This window comes from Haloferax mediterranei ATCC 33500 (assembly GCF_000306765.2).
Taxonomy (GTDB): domain Archaea; phylum Halobacteriota; class Halobacteria; order Halobacteriales; family Haloferacaceae; genus Haloferax; species Haloferax mediterranei.
This window is the reverse complement of the sequence record NC_017941.2, coordinates 1,024,931-1,045,938: the sequence shown is the minus strand read 5'-3', so window position 1 is coordinate 1,045,938 and position 21,008 is coordinate 1,024,931. Positions and strand designations below refer to the sequence as shown.

Below are 21,008 nucleotides of genomic sequence, written 5' to 3'. Positions count from 1 at the left end.
GGTGTTAGTTTGTGGGAATAAGTGGTGGTTGGGGGCTGTGAGACTAGCGGTTGGTCAGAGCAGTTGTGAGACTAGCGGTTGGTCAGAGCAGTAGCGGTTGGTCAGAGCAGTTGTGAGACTAGCGGTTGGTCAGAGCAGTAGCGGTTGGTCAGAGCAGTTGTGAGACTAGCGGTTGGGTAGATTAGCTTTAGGCACTCGCTCGCGTTGCTCGCTCGCACCTAAAGTCCCGTGTCCTCGTTACACGCGGCCACGAGTTTCAGACACGATTTCGCTGTGCTCAATCGTGTCTGAAATCGCGTGAGACTCGCTTCGCTCGTCTCACTGACTTCCGCCACTCCTTCGCTCCGCTCAGTCGTGGCGGAAGCACCGCTCCCCAGTGAACACCATCGCAATCCCGCGCTCGTTGCACGCCTCGATGACCTTGTCGTCGTTCACCGACCCACCGGGCTGAATGACCGCCTCGATACCCGCGTCGGCCGCCTTCTCGACGCCGTCCGGGAACGGGAAGAACGCGTCGGAGGCCATGACGGCTCCCTGTGCGTCCTTGCCCTCGGCGTGCTCCTCGGCCTTCATCGCGGCGAGTTCGACCGCGTCAACGCGGGAGACCTGTCCCATGCCGACGCCGACCGTCTCGGTACCCTTGGCGAAGAGAATCCCGTTTGACTTCACGTGCTTCAGGACCTTCCACGCAAAGAGCATCGTCTCTAACTGCTCGTCGGTCGGCTCCGTCTCGGTGGCGACTTCGAGGTCGTCGAGCGTCGGGGTCCAGAGGTCGCGCTCTTGGACGAGTCGCCCGCCGACGAGCGCCTTTTCGGTGTAGGTCTCGGTTCGGTCGCTAAGTTCGCCCACGTCCAGTACACGGAGGTTCTTCTTCTCCGTGAGCACGTCGAGCGCGTCGTCGGTGTAGCCGGGCGCGACGACGACTTCCTTGAACGAGTCGATGATGAGTTCGGCCGTCTCGGCGTCGCACTCGCGGTTGAGCGCGACGATGCCGCCGAAGGCGCTCATCGGGTCGGTTGCGAGGGCGTCGGCGTAGGCTTCAGCGAGCGTGTCGGCGGTCGCACAGCCGGCGGGGTTCGTGTGCTTGATGACCGCCGCGGCGGGTTCGTCGAACTCCTTGATGATATTCAGCGCGCCGTCGGCGTCGTTGTAGTTGTTGTACGAGAGGCCTTTCGCGCCCTCGTTGAGTTGGGGCGCACCGACCACGGAGGCTTCCTCGCACGTCTCGTCCACGTAGACGGCGGCGTCTTGGTGCGGGTTCTCGCCGTAGCGGAGCGTGTCGTAGCGGTCTTCGGAGGTGACGCGGCGCTCGGGAAGCCCGGCGTCGACATCGCCCTCGATGGTGACGGTGTCGTCTTCGACCGTCACGCGGTCCTCGGCGAACCAGCGGACTGCGCGCGGGTAGGCCTTGAATTCGGCCTCGTAGAGGACGCGCGACTTGAGGTCGTCCACGTCGTCGTCGCCGTAGACCGGGACGGCCTCCTGCGTGACGATGGGTCCGTCGTCGACTTCCTCGTTGACGACGTGAACCGTACAGCCGGTCGTCTTCACGCCCGCTTCGAGAACTTGTTCGTGGGCGTCCATGCCGGGGAACGCGGGGAGAAGCGACGGGTGAACGTTGAGCGTCGTCGGCGCGGCGTCGAGGAACGTGGATGTGAGCACGCGCATGTAGCCGTCGAGACAGACGAGGTCGAAGTCGTAGTCGGCGAGTGCGTCGAGGATGCGCTCTTCGTGCGCCTCGCGGGACTCGTCGTCGTCGCGCTCGACGACTTCGGTCGGGATGCCGCGCTCTGCGGCGGCGTCGAGAATGGGTGCGTCGGCGTGGTTCGAAACGACGACGCCGAGTTCCGCCCCGCCAGGGGCGCGGTCGGCGATGTTGCGCAGGTTTCGTCCACGGTTGCTCGCGAGACCGGCGATGGTGACCATGTGGTGAGAGCGTGTCGCAGTCCTCAAAGTGGTTGCGGTCCATAGCGTCCGATGTGGTCATGTTTGTGTATAGGTGCTGTCTGAAGTGGCCGACTATCGCTTTTTAGTACCCACACATGTGCTCAACATCGGTTCCCCCGATGGGCGCGAACCCCCGCCGTTTAACCTACCCGACCGAGACGAGTCAGATATGACCGACGCCGACCGGAACGACCCGCTCTATGCGGTGTCACCGCTCGACGGGCGCTACGCCTCCCGAACCGCACCGCTCGCGAAGCACGTGAGTGAAGCCGCGCTCATGCGCGCCCGCGTGCAAGTCGAAGTGGAGTACCTCGTCGCGCTTTCGGACCTCGACGCGACGCCGCTTTCACTCTCTAATTCGGAACGCGAGTCTCTGCGGGCACTCTACGAGGAGTTCGACAACGATGACGCGGACCTCGTGAAACGGCTCGAAGTCGAGGGTGCGGAGGGCTTCTCCGCGACGAACCACGACGTGAAGGCCGTCGAGTACTTCATCCGCACCGAGACGGACGACGAAATCCACCCGTGGATTCACTTCGGTCTGACCTCCGAGGACGTGAACAATCTCGCACAGCGCCTGATGGTCAAGGGCGCAGTCGAAGACGTGCTCGTCCCCGAACTCCGTGAGATGCGCGACGAACTCGTCAGCCTCGCACAGGAGTACCGCGACGTGCCCATGCTCGCGCGAACCCACGGCCAACCCGCCACACCGACGACGTTCGGCAAGGAGATGGCCGTCTACGCCTCCCGTCTGGGTCGCACGCTGGCCCGCGTCGAGGCCGCGAACGACGACCTTTCCGGGAAACTCGCTGGCGCGTCCGGCACCTACGCAGCACACGTCGCCGCCTACCCCGACGTCGACTGGCGCGCGTTCTCCCGCGAGTTCGTCGGGTCGCTCGGCCTCGAACACACCTCGCTCGCCACGCAGGTCAACCCGTGTGACGACCTCGCGGCGCTGTTCGACGCCTTCCGCGGCGTCAACAACGTCGTCGTCGACCTCGACCGCGACGCGTGGCTCTACGTCTCCGACCGCTACCTCGGCCAAGAGGCCGTTGAGGGTGAAACCGGGTCGTCGACGATGCCGCACAAGGTCAACCCCATCGACTTCGAGAACTCCGAAGGAAACCTCTCGAAGGCGAACGCCGACCTGACGTTCCTCGCGGACTACGTCACGACCTCGCGTCTCCAGCGCGACCTCTCGGATTCGACCGTCAAACGCAATATCGGTGCTGCGTTCGCGCACTGTCTTATCGGCTACAAGAAGACCCAGACCGGACTTGGAAAGGTCGTCCCGAACGAGCACGTCATGCGCGACGAACTCGACGACATGCCGGCTATCATCGGCGAGGCCGTCCAGACGATTCTCCGCCGCGAGGGCGATACGCAGGCGTACGAGCGTGTGAAGGAACTCACTCGCGGGCGCGATGTGACCCTCGAAGACTTCCACGACCTCTTTTCGGACCTCGATGTGAACGAATCGACTCGCGACGAACTCCTCGCGCTCACGCCCGCGACGTACGTCGGACTGGCGGACGAACTCGTCGACGATATCGACTAACTTCGTTCGTCGGTCCGTCAGACGAAGTCTGACGATATCGACGGCTGAACGAGGGTTATAACAGTTTTCCCGGCGTTATTCTATTGTAGCCTTCGAGACGCGTTGCTCGAAGAATGAGCGGTTCGTCAGGAGATGAACCGCCGCCGGAGACCGATGGGCACGGGATATCGGTCTCCGCGCGGGTTGGGCACGGGCCGGTGAACGCCGACACGGGTGGGCTGGATAGGCTGGTCCGCACGTGGCGGTGCGTCATGGGCTGGTAAGACGACGCTGGGCGCTCACCGTACTGAATTATTTACTCATCATAGAATAAGTCTTTTGGTGGGGTGGTGCATTGGTAAACGTATGAAAGCAATCGCCGTCAAGCGCGGGGAAGATAGACCGGTCGTCATCGAAAAGCCACGACCGGAACCCGAGTCCGGGGAGGCGCTCGTTCGGACGCTTCGGGTCGGCGTCGACGGGACCGACCACGAGGTCATCGCCGGTGGGCACGGGGGATTCCCAGAGGGCGAAGACCATCTCGTGCTCGGCCACGAGGCGGTCGGCGTCGTCGTCGACCCGAACGACACGGAACTGGAGGAAGGCGACATCGTCGTTCCGACGGTTCGACGACCGCCGGCGTCGGGCACGAACGAATATTTTGAGCGCGACCAACCGGACATGGCCCCCGACGGGATGTACTTCGAGCGCGGTATCGTCGGCGCACACGGGTACATGTCCGAGTTCTTCACCAGTCCGGAGAAGTATCTCGTCCGCATCCCGCGCTCGCAGGCGGAACTCGGATTTCTCATCGAACCTATCTCTATCACCGAAAAGGCTCTCGAACACGCCTACGCGAGTCGGTCGGCGTTCGACTGGGACCCGTCGTCGGCATTCGTCCTCGGAAACGGCAGTCTCGGACTCCTGACGCTCGCCATGCTGAAGGTAGACGACAAGGGCTACGAGAACCTCTACTGTCTCGGCCGTCGCGACCGCCCGGACCCGACAATCGACATCATCGAGGAACTCGACGCGACATACGTCGACTCCCGACAGACACCCGTCGAGGACGTGCCGGACGTGTACGAGCAGATGGACTTCATCTATGAGGCCACCGGCTTCCCGAAACACGCCATCCAGTCGGTACAAGCCCTCGCACCGAACGGTGTCGGTGCGCTCCTCGGTGTTCCGAGCGACTGGGCGTTCGAGGTCGATGCCGGAGCGTTCCACCGCGAGATGGTGCTGCACAATAAGGCGCTCGTCGGGAGCGTCAACTCCCACGTCGAGCACTTCGAGGCCGCAACCGTGACGTTCACCAAACTTCCGAAGTGGTTCCTCGAAGACCTCGTCACCGGAGTCCACCCGCTTTCGGAGTTTGAAGCAGCATTCGATGACGACGACACCACTATAAAAACCGCCATCGAATTCAGTACTGTATGAAGAACGTCGACGACCTCATCGCCAGCGCGGCGGAGCTCGCGGACCGTGGACTCTCGAAAGGCGAGATTGCCGACGAGCTGAACGTCTCCCGTGAGACCGCTAGTTGGCTGGTCGAACGAAGCGGTGCGGCGGCGAAACCCGAACCCGACACGAAACCCGAAGGCCCCGACGACATCCACGTTGACTGGAATGCAATCGGGAGCGGCGGCAAACGCCTCACCTACATCGGCCGCGCGCTCGCGGACCTTCTGATGGAGACCGGCGAGACGGCCGATGTCACCATCGGTATCGAGAAGGCGGGTGTCCCGCTCGCAACAGCAGTCTCGCGCGAACTCGAAACGACCCTCGGCGCGTACGCGCCCGCAAAGCACCAGTGGGACGAAGGAGATATCGAAGACCTCGGCGGCGGCTTCTCCCGGAACTTCGCACCCGTCGAAGACCGCGATTGCTTCATCGTCGACGACACGGTGACGAGCGGCACGACGCTCCGCGAAACCATCGAGTCGATTCGCTCCGAAGGCGGCGAACCGCTCGCATGCGTGGTTATCGTGGACAAACAGGGCGTCGAAGAAATCGACGGCGTCCCGGTCTACTCGCTCATCAACGTCGTCCGCGTCGGCGAGCAGTAAGCAGCACTTCTTGTCACTCGGCGGGACTCGGTATCGTTCCCGCTCGCATCGAACGTTTTGCGACGCAACTCCTTTGTCCACCCGGGCGTTACCTGCGTGCATGACATTCCAACCGGAGAGCTTCGACCCCGAGGAAGTACAGGCCCGCGTCGACGAGGCCATCGAGAACAACCACGTCGTGTTGTTCATGAAGGGTAACCGCCTCATGCCTCAGTGTGGCTACTCCGCGAAGGCGCTCGAACACATCTCGCAATATGTCGATGAGTTCGAGACGATTGACGTGCTGCCCGCACTTCCGCACTTCCGCGAGGCGCTCAACGAAAAGAGCGGTTGGGAGACGATTCCCCAGACGTTCGTCGACGGCGAGTTCATCGGCGGCAGCGACATTCTCGAAGAACTCGACGAGCGGGACGAACTCGAAGCGACGCTGACTGGCGCGAACTAATCGCCCGACTGCGGCCGGACCTGATTTTATATCTACGACCTAACGAGAAGGGGAGGCCATTTAAGCCTTCAACACGTAGATGCACACAGGTATCGCCAACCGCGTGCGCCCGCACCGTGGCTCTCGTCGATACCGAAGCCAACAATGTCAGGCCGCGTATATCGACTCCATTCGACGTTGGAACTGCCACTCGAAGACGTAATGGACTACTTCGAGGATGACCCCGACCTCCCACCAGAGGTCGAAAACGTAGACATCACGCGCCGTAATAACACGCTTATCATCAAAGCCGTCTCTGCTGACGATAACCTCAGCAAGTACACGCCGACGGCACAACTGAAGGCAAGCGTGACCGAAAACCGTGTCTACGAAGAAGAGCCGCCCCGTGCGGGCGCGCCAAACTGGGGAGAAGAAGAAGAAGAGGAGATTCCGTCGGAACTCGTCGAATTCGCCTGTTTTAAGGGCGACCTCGAAACCGTCCTCCAGAACACGGCGCTCCAGTACCCGATGTTCCTCGTACTCCGCGAGATTGCGATGCTTTCGGAGAAAGGGACGCTGACCGCGATTACGGAGGAGGACGACGAACTACAGGCAACGCGCATCGTCGAAGGCGAAGTCCGTGCCGCCTCCGTCGAGGTTGTCGAGAACCCACAACAGAACGGTTCGTCCGACAGCGGAGTCAACTGGCGCGATAACAAGTTCATCTCCTGAACCCGTCTTATCTCCCCATCCCCGCCCGCCGAACGACGTGAGTCTGCGGCCAACATCGTGTTTGGAGGTATCACGGGCCACCCTATTCCTCGGGCAAAAAGCATTTACACCACCTAATTAGATGTAATTACGAACAATGTCGAAAGCCTTCCCAGACTATCTCGACGTCGACTACACCGACGGCGAAGGTGAAACGCCGGACGATTACCCGAGTATCGAGGACAAAATCGAGAAGGCCATCGAGGTTACCAGAACGGGTCTCGAACAGTACGACAACCCCGCCGTGATGTGGACCGGCGGCAAGGACTCGACGCTTACGCTCTACTTCATCAAGGAAGTCGCCGAGCGCTACGACCTCGAAGTCCCGCCGGCGGTCTTCATCGACCACTACCAGCACTTCGACGAAATCATGGACTTCGTCAAGCACTGGGCCGACGAGTGGGACCTCGACGTCATCTGGGCCCGCAACGAGGACGTAGGTGCGTACGTCGACGAGAACGGTCTCGAACCCGGTGACGACATCCCGATTTCGGAACTCTCCGAACACAACCAGCACCACGTCCGCGAGATTCTCGAATACGAAGAGGACACGTTCCCCTTCCTCCTCGACACCTACGTGGGCAACCACCTGCTGAAGACTGTCGCGCTCAACGACACGCTCGAAGAGCACGACATCGACGGCGTCATCTCCGGCGTCCGCTGGGACGAACAGGAAGCTCGTGCCGACGAGACGTTCATCAGTCCCCGTCACGACCCGGACATCTACCCGCCGCACGACCGCGTTCAACCCATCCTCCAGTTCGAAGAGAGCGCCGTCTGGGACGCCTTCTGGTACTTCGCAGTCCCGGACACCGTCGAAAACTACCCCGAAGACGGCTACGTCCCCGAAAACGACGAGGACCTCCCCGAGGGTGTCACGCAGGAAGACGTGCCCGTCTCGCCGAAGTACTTCGCTGGCTTCCGCAGTCTCGGCAGCGAAGTCTCGACCGACAAGTCCGCCGAGGAACCGGCGTGGCTGCAGGACATGGAGAACACGACCGAGCGCGCTGGCCGCGCCCAGGACAAAGAGGACCTGATGGAGCGCCTGCGCGACCTCGGCTACATGTAACGTCGGCCGACAACTAACACAACACACTACGCGACCACTTTTTCGCGGTCTCGCTGTCGACAGGCGAGCCTCTCGACGCCGAGTGCCGACCGTCTTCTATCGTGAGGCTGTTTTCTATCGTGGTAGTGACTGCGACTGTCTCGCAGCGGAAACAGCGATATCCACGGCCAACGTACTCTCTCTGTGACTTCTCGGCTCCCCGAGTCCAGTGACGACTCCCGGAGGGAATCGCTCCATCCGACCTCCCCGTGTCACCAAAATACTTCGAGGGCTACCGCTCGCTCGGTACGGAATCCGGCTCTGCCAAATCCGACGACCGACCCGCGTGGGTGCAGGATATCGGCGCGAGTAAGGAACGCGAGAGCAGAGTGCAGGACAAAGAGAATCTGATGGAGCGACTTCGGGACTCGGGATACATGTAGAAATAAATATACAAAGTCGCTCACGAGACACACCCGTGCCCTCGCTTGACCCTCCACAGCAACGCCTCGTTCTCCTCTCGCTCGGTACCACGGTACTCCTCGCGGCCGTATTCGCGCCCCTCGGGACCGCCTTGTGGACCTACGAGTACACCGCCGAACCCGTCGAACCAACTACTGCGGGACTCGACGGATGGTTAAGCTGGCCCGAGAAAACCGCCATGTGCGCCGGGTCCTGTACGCTCGCACCAACCGTCCGAGACGGCGGTCCGCGAGTCGTCTCCGCTCCGACCTACGAGGGTGCGAACGCGTTCGACAGGGAGAAGACGCTCGTCGTGTTTCCGAACGACGACCACGCGTTCTACCGACCGAACGCCACGCACTACGAGAACGGCACGGTTCGTGTTGCACTCACTCCAGTCTCGAACGCCACGGCGCTCGAACTTGCGTCTACTCCGGCCAGAGAATTCCCGCGAGGTGTCCAGCGAATCGTTCGAGAAGGGACCGTTCGAACGGGCCGTCCGCTCGTCGGGACCGAATTCTGGAAACGTACCGACGCCGTCGTCTCGTACGACGGCTCGTACTATCGAGATTATGTAGCTACAGACCGTGAGAGTATGAACGGCGCGCGGTTCGTGGTTCGGATGGCCCTCCTTTCTATCGGGGTTGGTCTCTGTTATTGGGCCGGCCGAATCGACTGACTTCCCCGCACGCTCGATTCGGAATCCGGTGTGGGTGAGACCGCATCCAGCGATGCTGCTGTGGGGTCACTTGGTGAGTATAGACTATTATTGGGCCATGTTGGTTCTAGCAGGAACAATTTAGTAGCAGTAGTCACAAACAACCTATTGTTGGTGCAAGCAACCAATGATTGAGACAACGATTCGAGACCCCGAGAAGCACGAAACGCTACGAGCAGACAGCCAAGGTCGGGTCAATCTCGGCGTTCAGTACGCTGGCCGAGTCGTCGAAATCGTCGTGGCCGAATCCACAGAGGAGCAATCTGACGCGGTTGGCCTCCAACAGGTTATCGGCGACCGGCCGATGGAAGAACACGAGCGTCAAGGAATGCTGTTCGTTCGACTGTTCGGAATCGACCGCTCGTTCTTGACTGAGGACGCCGACGTAACGACGGACGACGACGGCGTTCGTTCAGACACCGTCGGTCTCTCCGACGTCGATTGGACTGAGGGATACCTCATCGACCACAAGAACGTCGCCCGCTTCGAGTTCGACCAAGACGCTGAGGAGCAATTCCCATTCAAAGAAGAGATAACGGCTGAGCCGGTCGATATCACCCTCGAAGAAGACGAGTACGACGAGCCAGTGTACAGCTACGAAAACGCCAACGGGGGTACGTCAGCGGTGTCAGAAGCGCTCGTCACCAACGTCAAACGTATCTTCGGATACGACCCAAGCGAAGAACTGTCGAACGTGCGGGTCCACCCCGAAGAAGCACCTCGCCCGGTGATGTTCCGAGACCCCACGGGCGAGCGATACATCGCAATCGCGCCGCGGGTTCCCGAGTAACTCCCATCGAGTAGCGTCCACACCGTAGCGCCTATCTCCCCCAACCCGCTATCGCCTCCATGACATCCGAGTGGGTTAGCCTCTTTTCCGGCGGAAAGGACTCCTCGTGGGCGCTTTACCGCGCGCTCGAAGAGGGATTGAACGTCACCCGACTCTTGACCGTCCACCCGAGCGACGACTCGTACATGTACCACGTCCCCGCGACCGACCTCGCCTCTCTCGCCGCGGAGAGCACCGGAATCGAACTCGTCGAGGTCCACCCCGGCGACCTCGAAGCGACAGATGTCGAGGACTCCGGCGCGCAGGGCGACGCGGAACTCGAACCGCTCGAAGCCGCCCTGTCGGACCTGCAATCCGAAATCGACCTCGCGGGCGTCACCGCGGGCGCAATCGAAAGCGAGTTCCAGACGAACCGAATCGAAGGGATGTGCGACCGTCTCGGCATCGACCTGTTCGCCCCGCTGTGGCAGGAAAATCCGCGGGAACTCGGCGAGGCGATGCTCGACGCCGGCTTCGAAATTACGCTCATCCAAGTCGCGGCTCACGGTCTCGACGAATCGTGGCTCGGCCGGACGCTCGACGCCGACGCGCTCGACGAATTAGAGGAACTCAACGAACAGTACGGCGTCCACATCCTCGGCGAAGGCGGCGAGTTCGAGACGCTCGTTACCGACGCTCCGCACATGGACCGCCCTATCGAACTGGAGTACGAGAAGGTGTGGGAGGGAACCCACGGTCGACTCCGGATTACTGACGCCTATCTCGGCTGAAGTCACTTATTTGACGGCCATTTCTAAAAACGCGAGAGACGCTGAAAACGGAAGTTACTGTCCGTTCGTCAGCTTCGAATGCGCACCGATAAGCGCGTTCGAGAGGTCGAGGTTCTCGATGTGCGTCTCTTCGTCGACGATGGAGTTCTTGAGTTCCGCGTTACGGACAATCGCGCCGGGGAAGACCACCGACTCGTCGAGCGTGGAGTCTTCGACTACGGCGTCGGCCATGACGTGCACGTTCGTTCCGAGTTCGGTGTTGTTCAGCGTCGCGGTATCGTGGATGTAGTTCTCGCCGTCGAGATACCACGCGACTGCATCGAGGTAACTCTGGGGCGTACCGATGTCGAACCACGCGCCGTCGAACGTGTACGCGAACACGTCGCCGTTCTGCTGAAGCCACTGCATGAACCAGCCGGGTTCGTCGGGATTGTTGTCGCCCGCGAGGTACTCGTCGAACTTGGGCAGGTCCTCAGCCGGGAACGCGTAGCACGCGATAGAAACGAGCGTGCTCTTCGGGTCGTCGGGCTTTTCCTGGAAGTTGACGACGCGGTCGCCGTCGAGTTCGACGAGACCGTAGGACTTCGCGCGCTCTCGGTCCTGTACGTCGTAGGCGGCGAGACACGGCTCGTCTTTTTCGTAGAAGAAGTCCACGAAGTCCGCAACGTCGAAGCTGATGAGGTTGTCACCCGCGATGACGACGAGGTCCTCGTCGACTTCCTCACGGTCGATGAGTTGTTCGAGCGCCCCGACGACGCCGAACTTCTCGTCTTCGGCACTGGTGTCTTCGACAGAGAGCGTCGGCTTTTCGAACGACGAGTCGGCGATGTACTCCTCGAACGAGTCGGCGAATCGCTCGTTCGTACTCACGAACACCTCAGAGACGCGGTCGTCGGCTTCGAGGTCTTCAAAGATAGTGTCGATAACGGTCTGGTCACCGACGGGCAAGAACATCTTCGGTCGGTGTTTGGTGATAGGCCACAGACGGGTCGCGTAACCACCAGCAAGGACGACTGCCTTCATACTCTGAAATCCCACCACGTGGTCAAGGCCTTTTTGCATCTTCTCTATACTCTTGACATTTCGACGATGGGATAGTCGCGGGGGTTCGGCAAGGGGATGACGGAAGGTGTGTAACACTGAGACGGCGGAAGGAATTTTCCGTTCGCCATCTAAGCGAGCAGTATGACAGACCAGGAGACCACCACGACGACACGCCAGCGCATCGCTGATGCCCTCCGTGCCGACCCCGCAACCGCGTCCGAACTCTCGGCGAACGTCGGCGTCTCGGTGTCCTCCGTCTACGGTCACCTCCAACACGTCGCCCGTTCCGTCCACGGTCAGGACGGCGAGCAGTTCCTCGTCGCTCCACCAGAGTGCCGGAACTGCGGGTTCAGCGCCTTCGACGACCCCGTGAACTACCCCTCGCGCTGTCCGGAGTGTCGGAGCGAAGGTATCGAAGAAGCCGTGTTTAAAATCGAGTAGTTCCGCGGGGGCAGCGTCCCACCCCGCGCTGTCTCTCCGTTTGTCCCGCTTGCTTATATCGCGTCCAACTCGTCCAACAGCGTCTGCGCAGCCGCAGCTGACGACCCGGGACCGCGTGCAGTGATGAGGTCGCCGTCGACGGTGACGCTCGTCTCGCTGTCGAGTTCGGCGTCCCAGATACCGCCTGCGGCCTTGACTTCGTCTTCGACCCAGTACGGGAGTTTCCGACCGTCGGGCATCAGGTCGTCGTCGTCGAGAATGTCTTCCTCCCATTCGTTCGGGAAGCCCGTCACCTCGCGGCCGTCGACGAGGAACGACCCGTCTGCTTCGCGAGTGAATCCGAGGATACCGACGGCGTGACAGACGACGAGCGCTTTGCTCCCGTCACCGGCGACGGCCTGCAAGAGCGCCTGTCGAGCGTGTCGGTCCTGATTGATATCCCACGCGGTTCCGTGACCGCCGGGAAAGACCACGGCGTCGTAGTCGTTGGCGTCGACCTGCGCGATTTTCTCGGGGTTCTGTAGTCGCTCGTCGGTTTCGTGTACGTCGAGAATGTGCTCGGCGAATTCCTTGCCGACTGAGTCGGGGTCGACAGAGCGCTCGTCGATGACCGGCGGCGCGCCCGTCGGCGTCGCCACCGTTACGTCGACACCGGCGTCGCTCAGTGTGGTGAGCGGTTCGATACACTCCTCGCCCCAGTATCCTTCCTCGCTGACGATGAAAAGCGCTGCTGTCATCAGTCCCGAGTATGCCCCGACTACAAAAAGGACCCGTGGACGCGGAAATCCAGGTGGGTTCTCCGCGCGCGACGGAGCGGTCGCGAGCGATACATAAGGACTGTTGTAGTCTCTTACCGGTGTCGCCAGCACCGGGAGGGCGGTCACCGGTGAATAGTTACAACAGTCCTTATCAGTCGGGCGTCGGCGGGTCGACCTGTCGGTCGTTTCCGACTCGAAGACACGCCGCCGTTGTTCCCACTCCGGTTGCCTCCAATTCGGGATGGTCGCGCTCGCAGACGGTTGTGAACGACTCGTTGAGGGTTCGCCGGGCCGCGTCGTGTTCACCGTCGGTGAGGTCCGAAATCGCGTTCGAGAGAATCGTTTCCGCGTTCGGGTCCGAAAGCGTCTGTGGAACGTCGAACTCCCGGCGGAGTTCGCGCGCGACTGCGTCACCCGGGACATCCTCGGGCGCATCCGCTTCGCCCTCGGCGACGAGGAACTCGCGAACGTCCTGGACATCGATACCGCGCTCGACGCGGAGCCGGAGGTCGAGTACGTGCCGCCACTCCGACTGTTCGAGGCTAAATTCGTCCGGTTGGATAACCACCGGACAGCGAGTGTGGAACCGGCACCCGGATGGCGGGTTCGACGGACTAGGAACGTCACCGGTGAGTTCGATACCCTCGTTTCGGCGCGAGGGGTCCGGCGTCGGAATCGACGAGAGAAGCGCCTTCGTGTAGGGGTGCTGTGGGTCGTCGAAGAGCGTCTCCGTATCGGCTATCTCGACGATTTCGCCGAGATACATGACGGCGACGCGGTCACAGACTTCGCGGACGACGCCGAGGTCGTGGCTGATAAACACGATAGCGAGGCCGAACTCGGCCTGTAAGTCGCGCATCAGCGAGATGATTTCGGCCTGGATGGACACGTCGAGCGCCGACACCGGTTCGTCGGCGACGATGAGTTCCGGGTTGAGGACCAGCGCCCGCGCGAGTGCGATTCGTTGTTTCTGCCCACCGGAGAACTCGTGCGGGTAGCGGTCGAAAGCGGCTGCTGACAGCCCAACGCGCTCCAGCAGGTTTTCCACGATGCGTCGCCGTCGTTTTCGGTCGCGCATCCCGTGGATGGCGAGCGGTTCGGCGACGGATTCGCCGACGCTCATCCGGGGGCCGAAACTCGACGACGGGTCCTGAAACATCATCTGCGCCCGGCGACGGAACGCCTTGAGTTCGGCGTCGCCGTGCGCTGTGATGTCCGCGCCGTCGAAGACGACCTCGCCGTCAGTCGGCTCTTCCAGTCGGAGAAGCGACGTCGCAGCCGTCGACTTTCCGCACCCCGACTCCCCGACGAGTCCGAGCGTCTCGCCGCGTTCGACCTCGAACGAGATACCGTCGACCGCCCGCACGCGACCGACTTCCTTCTTGAGGACGCCTTCAGTGATCGGGTAGTGTTTCTTCAGGTTTCGAACCGAAAGTAGTGGGTCGGAACTCATCGTGCATCACCGCCGGTTGCGTCGGAACCGCTGTGGCCGCCATCGGTGGCGCGTGCCTCCGAGTCGCTCTCGCCGCGAATGACCGACGCGTCGTAGCCGGGACCGTAGTAGACACACGCCGCACGGTGGTCGGGTGCCGCTTCGAGAAGTTCCGGGTGGTCCCCGCTTCGACAGTCGTCCGTCGCGTACGGACACCGTGGATTGAATCGACATCCCTCCGGTGGCGCAGTCAGGTCCGGAAGCGTTCCGCCGATGGGTTCCATCGAGTGACCGACTCCCGGGAGGCATTCGAGAAGCGCCTTCGTGTACGGGTGTGAGGGTCGCTCGAACACGTCGTGGACGCTTCCGGTCTCCATCACCTTCCCCGCGTACATGACGACGACGCGGTCGGCGATTTCGGCGACGACGCCGAGGTTGTGCGTGACGAAGATGATGCTCATGCCGAACTCAGCTTGCAGGTCGCGCAGGAGGCTGAGAATCTGCGACTGGATAGTCACGTCGAGTGCCGTCGTCGGTTCGTCGGCGATGAGCAGGTCCGGGTCGGCCGCGAGCGCCATGGCGATGACGACTCGCTGTTTCATACCGCCGGAGAACTCGTGTGGGTAGTCGTCGACGCGGTTCGTCGCCTCCGGGATGCCGACGCGGTCGAGGAGGTCGATTGCGCGGTCGCGCGCGGCCTCCTTCGACACGTCGCTGTGGAGTCGAACCGCCTCGACGATTTGCGCGCCGACCGGGTAGACCGGGTTGAGCGCCCCCTGCGGGTCTTGGAAGATGTGCGCGATGCGGTCGCCCCGAATCGACTGCAGTTGTTTTTCGGTCGCATCCGTGAGGTCTTCGCCGTCGAAGACGACCTCGCCGCCGGCGATTTCGCCGGGTGGCATCGGGATGAGTTTCGTAATCGACTCGCAGGCCACGGTCTTGCCGGAACCGGATTCCCCGACGACACAGACCGTTTCGCCGGGAGCGACGTCGAACGAGATACCATCGACAGCCCGAACGACCCCCTCGTCGGTTCGGAACTGGACGTGAAGGTCGCGGACAGAGAGAAGCGGGTCGATCATGCGTCTCCCTCCGAACGCGGGTCGAGCGCATCACGCAGTGCGTCGCCGACGAAGTTGAACGCCAGGACGGTACAGAACAGGAAGACGCCGGGGATGGTGGCAATCCACCACGCGCTGTCGAGGTCGCCACGGCCCGACGCGATGACCTGTCCCCACGACGGCGTCGCGGGGTCCGTCAGCCCGAGGAACGCGAACGTCGCTTCGAAGAGGATGAACGACGGAATTAGCAGCGTCGCCGCCGTGATAACCGTGTTCGACACGTTCGGCATGAGATGTCGGCGGATAATCCACCCGTCCGACGCTCCGGCGTTCTCCGCAGCACGGATGTACTCCTCTTCGCGGCGTTGAAGCGCCTCAGACCGGACGAGACGGGCGATACCGCCCCACCCGAGGAACCCGAATATCGTGATGAGCAAGAAGAGGCTCGGTTTGAACAGGTAGGTCACGATGAGGAACAGGAAGAACGTCGGGAAGGTCTGCTGAATGTCGACATAGCGCATCAGAAGTTCGTCGACGAGGTCGCCGAAGTACGCTGCTGACGTACCGACGACGGTTCCGATGCTGATGACGATGAGCATCGTGATGAGACCGACCTGCATACTCACGCGCATGCCGAAGACGACGAGTCTCGCGATTCCTTTGCCGTCGCTCGTCGTTCCAAGTGGGTATTTCCAGGTTCCTTGGCACACGCCGTCGGCGACGGTCCCGACGCACGTGGAGGGAACACTGGAGTCGACGCCGAGGAACATCGGCGGTTGGTACGCCGCAAGAACGTTCAGTTCGGGCTTTGCGATGAACAATGGCCCAAATGTCCCGAGAACGAACACCACGAGGAGATACAGGGCACTCACCACAGCGGCGCGGTTCTTCTTGAATCGCCGCCAGTAGTAGGCCGTGAGTCGTTTGTTCTCCGCGAGCGGCCACGCCACGAAGAACGTCCCCGCGAGGAGCGTCAAGAGGAACAACCAGTTCGTCCCCGAGATGAGTGCATCCTCGGTGAGAAACACGTCGTATCCGACGGCCGCGGTGTAGACCAGCGCGCTCACGACGAGGTAGCGCGTCCGTCGCGGGAGCCCCAGTCCGCCGAGTTCGTCCCAGTCAACGTCTTCGAATCGGTCGGTCGAGGCCGAACCAGTGGCCGAAGTCGAACCGGGAGGGGTGTCGGCCGCCATCACCGACCTCCGTAGTCGATGCGCGGGTCCAACACGGTGTAGGCGATGTCCTGTAGCAGGTTCCCGATGATTGCGATGAACACCGGAATGAGCGTCGTCGCCATGACGAGCGCCGTGTCCTGTTGGACGATAGCTTTGTAGCTCAACAGCCCGAGTCCGGGTATCTGGAAGACCACCTCCGTGATGTACGCCCCGGCGAACAGCAAGCCGAGGATGTCGGCGACGAGAATGGTCATAAGCGGCACGAGCGCCGGTCTGAAGATGTGCCGGACGAGGACGCGCCAGTCGTCTGCACCCTTTGCACGCGCCGTCTTCACGAAGTCCGCATGGACGTATTCGAGGGCTTCAGCCCGTGAGTAACGCATGTTCCCGGCGATGGCCCCCGTCGAAAGGACGATAATCGGTAAGATGAGCTGTTTCACGTTGGCGAACGTCCATATCCCCCTACCAGTCTGGTAGTAACTCGGGAGCCAGTTCAAGTCGACAGCGAACACCAGTATAAGCATGATACCGAACCAGAAATTCGGGATGCTGATGCCGAAGAAGGCCGTGAACGTCCCGAAGTAGTCGGTCAGCGTGTACTGGTGTGTCGCCGAGTACAACCCGATTGCGTACCCGAAGACGATAGAGATGAGCGTCGCCGGGAGGGCGTACATAAGTGAGTAGGGGTACGCCTCCGTTATCGCCGTCAACACCGGTTGATTCCGGGTGTACGACCACCCCCAGTTGAGTGTCGCCATGTTCACCATGTAGTTCTTGTATCTGGTCAACATCGGTTCGTCGCGGCCGGTTATCTCGTCGAACGTTTCTCTCGCCTCATCGACATCGCCGCCCTGCGTCGCGGCTTTGAATGCGAAGGCCGTTTGGCCGTCGCCCGGGGCAACCACGAGGAGTCCGAACGTGATACTCAAGATGAGATACGTCGCAACCACTGCCCACGCGACGCGGCGAGCGACGTACCATTGCATGCTCATCGGAGAGCCTCCACGTTCATTTGAACGAGTAGTCGCCGGACAGGTTGTCGGCGAGCATCCGTTTGGCTTTCGCAGCGCCGTAGTTCTCACCGACGCCTGTCTTTTCGACCTTCGAGTCGTCGAACCAGTCGGAGTACTCGGGTTGGTGGGTGTGGGCGACCTTGGCGTAGCCGCGGTCGATGCTCTCGACGATGGTTTCTTTGTTTACACCCATCGAGAGTGCGTACCGGACTTCGCGGGTGCGCAGTTGGTCCCAGCCGTTGGCGCGCTGGTTGTACGCGAGAATCGAACAGAATGCGTTTGGCGTCTGAATGACTTTCGTGGAGTCGAGGTCTTTGAACTTCTTCGCTTTCGAGGAGGGCACTCCCACCTGGTCGACCTCTCCGGTCTCGAACGCCGACAGACGAGTCGACTGCTCGCCGAACACCTGATACTTCTTCTCCTCGAAGTAGGGTACGCCGTCGTAGCCCTCCACGTCGCGCAGGTAGTAGTCCTCGTTACGCTTCGCCACGAACACCGATTCGCGGTCCCAGCGGTCGAACGTGTACGGGCCGAGGTTTCCGGAGTACGTAATCTCCTGAATCGCCTTCGACTGGTTGAGTTTGTTGCCGCCGTCGTCCATGTCGCGGTACTTCTCGACGAGTCCCTTCGGCAGGCAGAACGACTCCCACATGATGGGCTTCTTGATGAACGCTGGGTCCACTTCGGGCAGTTGGACTTCGAAGCTCAGTTTCCCCGTCTTCTCGACCGGGATGGGCTCTCCGCCGCGGAACCAGTCCGACTGGTTCACGTCGCCCGCCCAGTTGTCCTCGGCTTGGTGGACTTCCTCGATGTAGTACACCCAGTCGTCGGCGGTCATCTGCCCGTAGCCCGCACCCCACTGGAGGTTGTCACGGAGCGTGAACTCGTAGTTCTGCTTGTCGTCAGTGTCGATTGACTCGACCCATCGGTAGACGACTTCATCGTTATTGTCGAGCGTGTACGCAGTATCGAGTGTGAGTTCGAGTCGATTCGAGGACGATACGTCGTTGATTCGAATTGGGTTGAGCGTTTTTGCGTCAGTGGCCGAACCGACACTGTACGCGCCCGTAACGGACGGCGTGCTACCGGACTCACCGCGGAAATACTGCTGGGAGTTATAGCCGATACTCGGCCCGGGGTTGATACCTTCAATGTCCTTCTGGAAGCCGTTGAGGTCGACCGAGAACTCGTAGAAGTTGACGGGTTGGTCGTGGCTGAGAATGCCGAATACGTCCGCGAGGAGTTCTTGCCGCTTCGCCTCGTCGGTCTCTTTCGACGCCTCGTCGAGCATCCCGGCAATATTCTCGCTCGGGCGATAGCCGTAGAAATTAGTCGTCGCTTGTTCGCGTTTCTCCTCGCTCGTCCAGAACGGGCGGATTGAGGTCGGCGTTCGCGGATAGGAGTTAAACCCGATACCGAGCATGAGGTCCCACTGTTCCTGACTCGTCGCCTCGTCGCGGGGACCGGCGTTGAACGACGAGCGCTCTTCGCCGCCTTCCGGCTTGTACGTGTTCTGGGCGTACTTCGAGAGCATCGTGTTGAACGGGACCCCCGTCAACTCGACGCCGATTCCTAATTTCCCATACTCCTGTTGGACGAACTGCGCGATGGTCTTGGTCGTCTGGCCCCCTGTGGAGTAGACCATACTGAGCGTCACCTGCTCGCCATCGGGGCCGACGAGCGTGTCACCGAGGTCGTCCTCGGGCGTCGCGTCGCCGCCCCCACCACCATCTTCGGTGGGCGTACCGTCGCCGTCCTCGCCGGTACACCCTGCAAGCCCGGCGAGACCGCCGGCACCGAGTGTCTTCAAAAGCGTTCGTCGATTTGGATGGATAATGTTACCGCGAACCATGAATGGTGTGAACAACCATGTATATAAATATGTTTCGGCTACTTGATATTGTCAAAAATCAAACTCCCTTCCGTATACGAAAATGAATGAACGATTTACCTGAAGTTAGTGCCCAACAGGGAGTCTCACTCACTAATAAAGGGTCTCGGGGACGCGCGCAGCGTTGCTCTGACTGAGTGGGTCGGAAGTACACACGTGAGGTGTGTACCCCAGAAAAATCGTTGGTCGGTATCGACCGTAGTTAGTCGTCGCCGTGTTCGTCGACGATGACGACTTCGCCGTCTTCGACGGTCACGTTGATGAGCGTCTTGACGTTGTGTTCCGAGTCATCGAGTTCGGTCGGGCCGGCCTTCTTGATGATAGCGACGGTGTCGACCACGTCTGCACCGATGTGGTCGAGGGCGTCGAGAACGGCCTTCATCGTGCCACCGGTCGAGAGCACGTCGTCGAGAACGAGCACGCGGTCACCCTCGTCTACGTCGTTGATGAACATGTCGCCCTCGGAGTAGCCGGTCTGCTGGTGGAGCGAGACCTCGCCGTCGAGGCCGTACTCGCGCTTGCGGATAACGACAAGCGGGATGTCCGTCATGAGCGAAACCGCGGTGGAGATGTGGATGCCCATGGCCGCGGGCGTGACGATTTTGTCGACATCTTCGAGGTCCGCCTTGCGGATGATTTTGATGACAATTTCGCGAAGGAGCCCCGGCTCCAGCATCGGAACACCGTCGCTGATGGGGTGTACGAAGTACTCGTAGTCTCCTTTTTGGATGATTGGCGCGTCGAGAAGGGACTGCCGCAACTGGTCCATGACGCCCGTTCCCCGGGTTAGGCATAAAATGTGGCGGTTCGAAGGCTGTCGGACACGCCGACCCACGATGCGCGGTATCGACTGCCGAGGAGTAGTACCTTCGTTACAGCCGGTTGATGTGATTTCACTACTGGCGGTCCGTGTCGCCACTCAGGTATCGAGTAGTCTGTCCTCGGGACTATAGTAGCGTTTGCAACTGGTTACACATCCGACCGCACGACAGCGGCCGATCGAGTGTGCAATGACTTGCAAACGCTACTATAGCAGGTCCCGAGTGCAGTTACATTCCGCCGAGAAGTTGTGACGCCGTCCGAACAAGTGGTTCGACGGGTTCGTCCGGTTCGACGAAGAGCAACATACCACGGCCGCCGCAGTACACCTGCAGGACGCCGTAGTCGTCACGCTCTTCGAACCGGTATTCGACGCTGTTTTGGACCGGACTGAGTCCGGAGAACAACCCACGTTCCATGAACTCGCGTCGAGTCTCTTCGGCGAGCGAGCTCAGGTGTGCAACGAGTTCGTCGCGACTCCCGAACGCCTCACGGACCGTTTCCCCGACGTGAAACAGGTCGAACGCTGTCGCGCCGTAGACGGCGACCAGCGAGACAGCCCCCTCCGCTGTCTCTCGAATCGCATCCATTGCGACATCACTGTCGGGTCCCGGTCCGTTCACGGATGCCATCCGTGCCGGGTCGATTATCATTCGTTTCCCCCCATGCCCTGACGCTGCGCGTCTCCCTGCCCGGAGCGCGCGCCTGGACTGTTCATGAATTCCAGATAGTCACTTGTTGCTATAAATGTGAAGGTGGACTTTCGCTCGCTGAAAAATAGCCACTCACCAAGCAATAGTATGTACCATGACTAACAATCGGGTGCGGAAACCGAATC

The 21,008-nt window shown here is 61.0% G+C and carries 21 protein-coding genes; 11 read left to right on the top strand and 10 right to left on the bottom strand.

The window, feature by feature from the left end:
• Positions 1–348 precede the first annotated feature (348 nt).
• Complete coding sequence (gene purH, locus HFX_RS05320) at positions 349–1,926, bottom strand: bifunctional phosphoribosylaminoimidazolecarboxamide formyltransferase/IMP cyclohydrolase (protein WP_004572581.1); 1,578 nt, start codon at positions 1,924–1,926, stop codon at positions 349–351.
• Between the two features lie 190 nt (positions 1,927–2,116).
• Here purH and purB point away from each other — a divergent pair, with 190 nt between their 5' ends.
• The 10 genes from purB (at position 2,117) to HFX_RS05270 (ending at position 10,536) form a co-directional block, all read left to right on the top strand.
• Positions 2,117–3,505, top strand: a complete 1,389-nt coding sequence (gene purB / locus HFX_RS05315; protein WP_004572582.1) for an adenylosuccinate lyase — start codon at positions 2,117–2,119, stop codon at positions 3,503–3,505.
• 345 nt (positions 3,506–3,850) lie between these two features.
• Positions 3,851–4,924: a glucose 1-dehydrogenase gene (locus HFX_RS05310; RefSeq protein ID WP_004572583.1), complete on the top strand. Its 1,074-nt coding sequence runs from the start codon at positions 3,851–3,853 to the stop codon at positions 4,922–4,924.
• Positions 4,921–5,553, top strand: coding sequence for a transcriptional regulator GfcR (gene gfcR / locus HFX_RS05305; protein ID WP_004572584.1), 633 nt, complete (start codon positions 4,921–4,923; stop codon positions 5,551–5,553). Before HFX_RS05310 ends, gfcR begins: the two co-directional genes overlap by 4 nt.
• Before the next feature lie 100 nt (positions 5,554–5,653).
• On the top strand, positions 5,654–5,998 hold the full coding sequence (locus tag HFX_RS05300) for a glutaredoxin family protein (RefSeq protein ID WP_004572585.1): 345 nt from the start codon (positions 5,654–5,656) through the stop codon (positions 5,996–5,998).
• Positions 5,999–6,142: 144 nt separating this feature from the next.
• Entirely contained in the window at positions 6,143–6,709 is a 567-nt protein-coding gene (locus HFX_RS05295; protein ID WP_004572586.1) for a DUF7110 family protein, read from the top strand.
• Between the two features lie 136 nt (positions 6,710–6,845).
• Complete coding sequence (locus HFX_RS05290; protein WP_004572587.1) at positions 6,846–7,817, top strand: phosphoadenosine phosphosulfate reductase family protein; 972 nt, start codon at positions 6,846–6,848, stop codon at positions 7,815–7,817.
• Between the two features lie 248 nt (positions 7,818–8,065).
• Positions 8,066–8,239 (top strand): hypothetical protein, encoded by a 174-nt coding sequence (locus HFX_RS05285; RefSeq protein WP_004572588.1) that lies wholly within the window; start codon positions 8,066–8,068, stop codon positions 8,237–8,239.
• Positions 8,240–8,274: 35 nt separating this feature from the next.
• Positions 8,275–8,937: a hypothetical protein gene (locus HFX_RS05280; RefSeq protein WP_004572589.1), complete on the top strand. Its 663-nt coding sequence runs from the start codon at positions 8,275–8,277 to the stop codon at positions 8,935–8,937.
• A 166-nt stretch (positions 8,938–9,103) separates the two neighbouring features.
• Positions 9,104–9,766 (top strand): hypothetical protein, encoded by a 663-nt coding sequence (locus HFX_RS05275; protein ID WP_004572590.1) that lies wholly within the window; start codon positions 9,104–9,106, stop codon positions 9,764–9,766.
• A gap of 59 nt (positions 9,767–9,825) precedes the next feature.
• On the top strand, positions 9,826–10,536 hold the full coding sequence (locus HFX_RS05270; RefSeq protein ID WP_004572591.1) for a diphthine--ammonia ligase: 711 nt from the start codon (positions 9,826–9,828) through the stop codon (positions 10,534–10,536).
• Positions 10,537–10,590: 54 nt separating this feature from the next.
• On the opposite strand, the gene HFX_RS05265 is transcribed toward HFX_RS05270, so the two are convergent.
• On the bottom strand, positions 10,591–11,559 hold the full coding sequence (locus tag HFX_RS05265; protein ID WP_004572592.1) for a sugar phosphate nucleotidyltransferase: 969 nt from the start codon (positions 11,557–11,559) through the stop codon (positions 10,591–10,593).
• Positions 11,560–11,721: 162 nt separating this feature from the next.
• Between HFX_RS05265 and HFX_RS05260 the strand changes: the two genes are divergently transcribed.
• The gene (locus HFX_RS05260; protein WP_004572593.1) at positions 11,722–12,021 is read left to right on the top strand and encodes a transcriptional regulator; all 300 of its coding nucleotides are present in this window, start codon (positions 11,722–11,724) and stop codon (positions 12,019–12,021) included.
• A 53-nt stretch (positions 12,022–12,074) separates the two neighbouring features.
• Here the strand turns inward: HFX_RS05260 and HFX_RS05255 are convergent, their stop codons facing one another.
• From HFX_RS05255 to HFX_RS05220, 8 genes are all read right to left on the bottom strand, one after another.
• A complete protein-coding gene (locus HFX_RS05255; RefSeq protein ID WP_004572594.1) occupies positions 12,075–12,758 on the bottom strand; it encodes a type 1 glutamine amidotransferase domain-containing protein in 684 nt (227 codons plus the stop codon).
• A 172-nt stretch (positions 12,759–12,930) separates the two neighbouring features.
• Complete coding sequence (locus HFX_RS05250) at positions 12,931–14,232, bottom strand: ABC transporter ATP-binding protein (RefSeq protein WP_004572595.1); 1,302 nt, start codon at positions 14,230–14,232, stop codon at positions 12,931–12,933.
• Positions 14,229–15,293 carry an ABC transporter ATP-binding protein gene (locus HFX_RS05245; protein WP_004572596.1) on the bottom strand — a complete coding sequence of 355 codons (1,065 nt, stop codon included), beginning with the start codon at positions 15,291–15,293 and terminating at the stop codon, positions 14,229–14,231. The genes HFX_RS05250 and HFX_RS05245 overlap by 4 nt, the downstream gene beginning before the upstream one ends.
• The gene (locus tag HFX_RS05240) at positions 15,290–16,465 is read right to left on the bottom strand and encodes an ABC transporter permease (protein WP_004572597.1); all 1,176 of its coding nucleotides are present in this window, start codon (positions 16,463–16,465) and stop codon (positions 15,290–15,292) included. The genes HFX_RS05245 and HFX_RS05240 overlap by 4 nt, the downstream gene beginning before the upstream one ends.
• On the bottom strand, positions 16,465–17,439 hold the full coding sequence (locus tag HFX_RS05235) for an ABC transporter permease (RefSeq protein ID WP_014732233.1): 975 nt from the start codon (positions 17,437–17,439) through the stop codon (positions 16,465–16,467). Before HFX_RS05235 ends, HFX_RS05240 begins: the two co-directional genes overlap by 1 nt.
• A 16-nt stretch (positions 17,440–17,455) precedes the next feature.
• Positions 17,456–19,312: an ABC transporter substrate-binding protein gene (locus HFX_RS05230; protein ID WP_014732232.1), complete on the bottom strand. Its 1,857-nt coding sequence runs from the start codon at positions 19,310–19,312 to the stop codon at positions 17,456–17,458.
• A 241-nt stretch (positions 19,313–19,553) separates the two neighbouring features.
• A complete protein-coding gene (gene hpt / locus HFX_RS05225) occupies positions 19,554–20,120 on the bottom strand; it encodes a hypoxanthine/guanine phosphoribosyltransferase (protein ID WP_004572600.1) in 567 nt (188 codons plus the stop codon).
• A gap of 280 nt (positions 20,121–20,400) precedes the next feature.
• Positions 20,401–20,802 carry a hypothetical protein gene (locus HFX_RS05220; RefSeq protein WP_004572601.1) on the bottom strand — a complete coding sequence of 134 codons (402 nt, stop codon included), beginning with the start codon at positions 20,800–20,802 and terminating at the stop codon, positions 20,401–20,403.
• Positions 20,803–21,008: the final 206 nt, after the last annotated feature.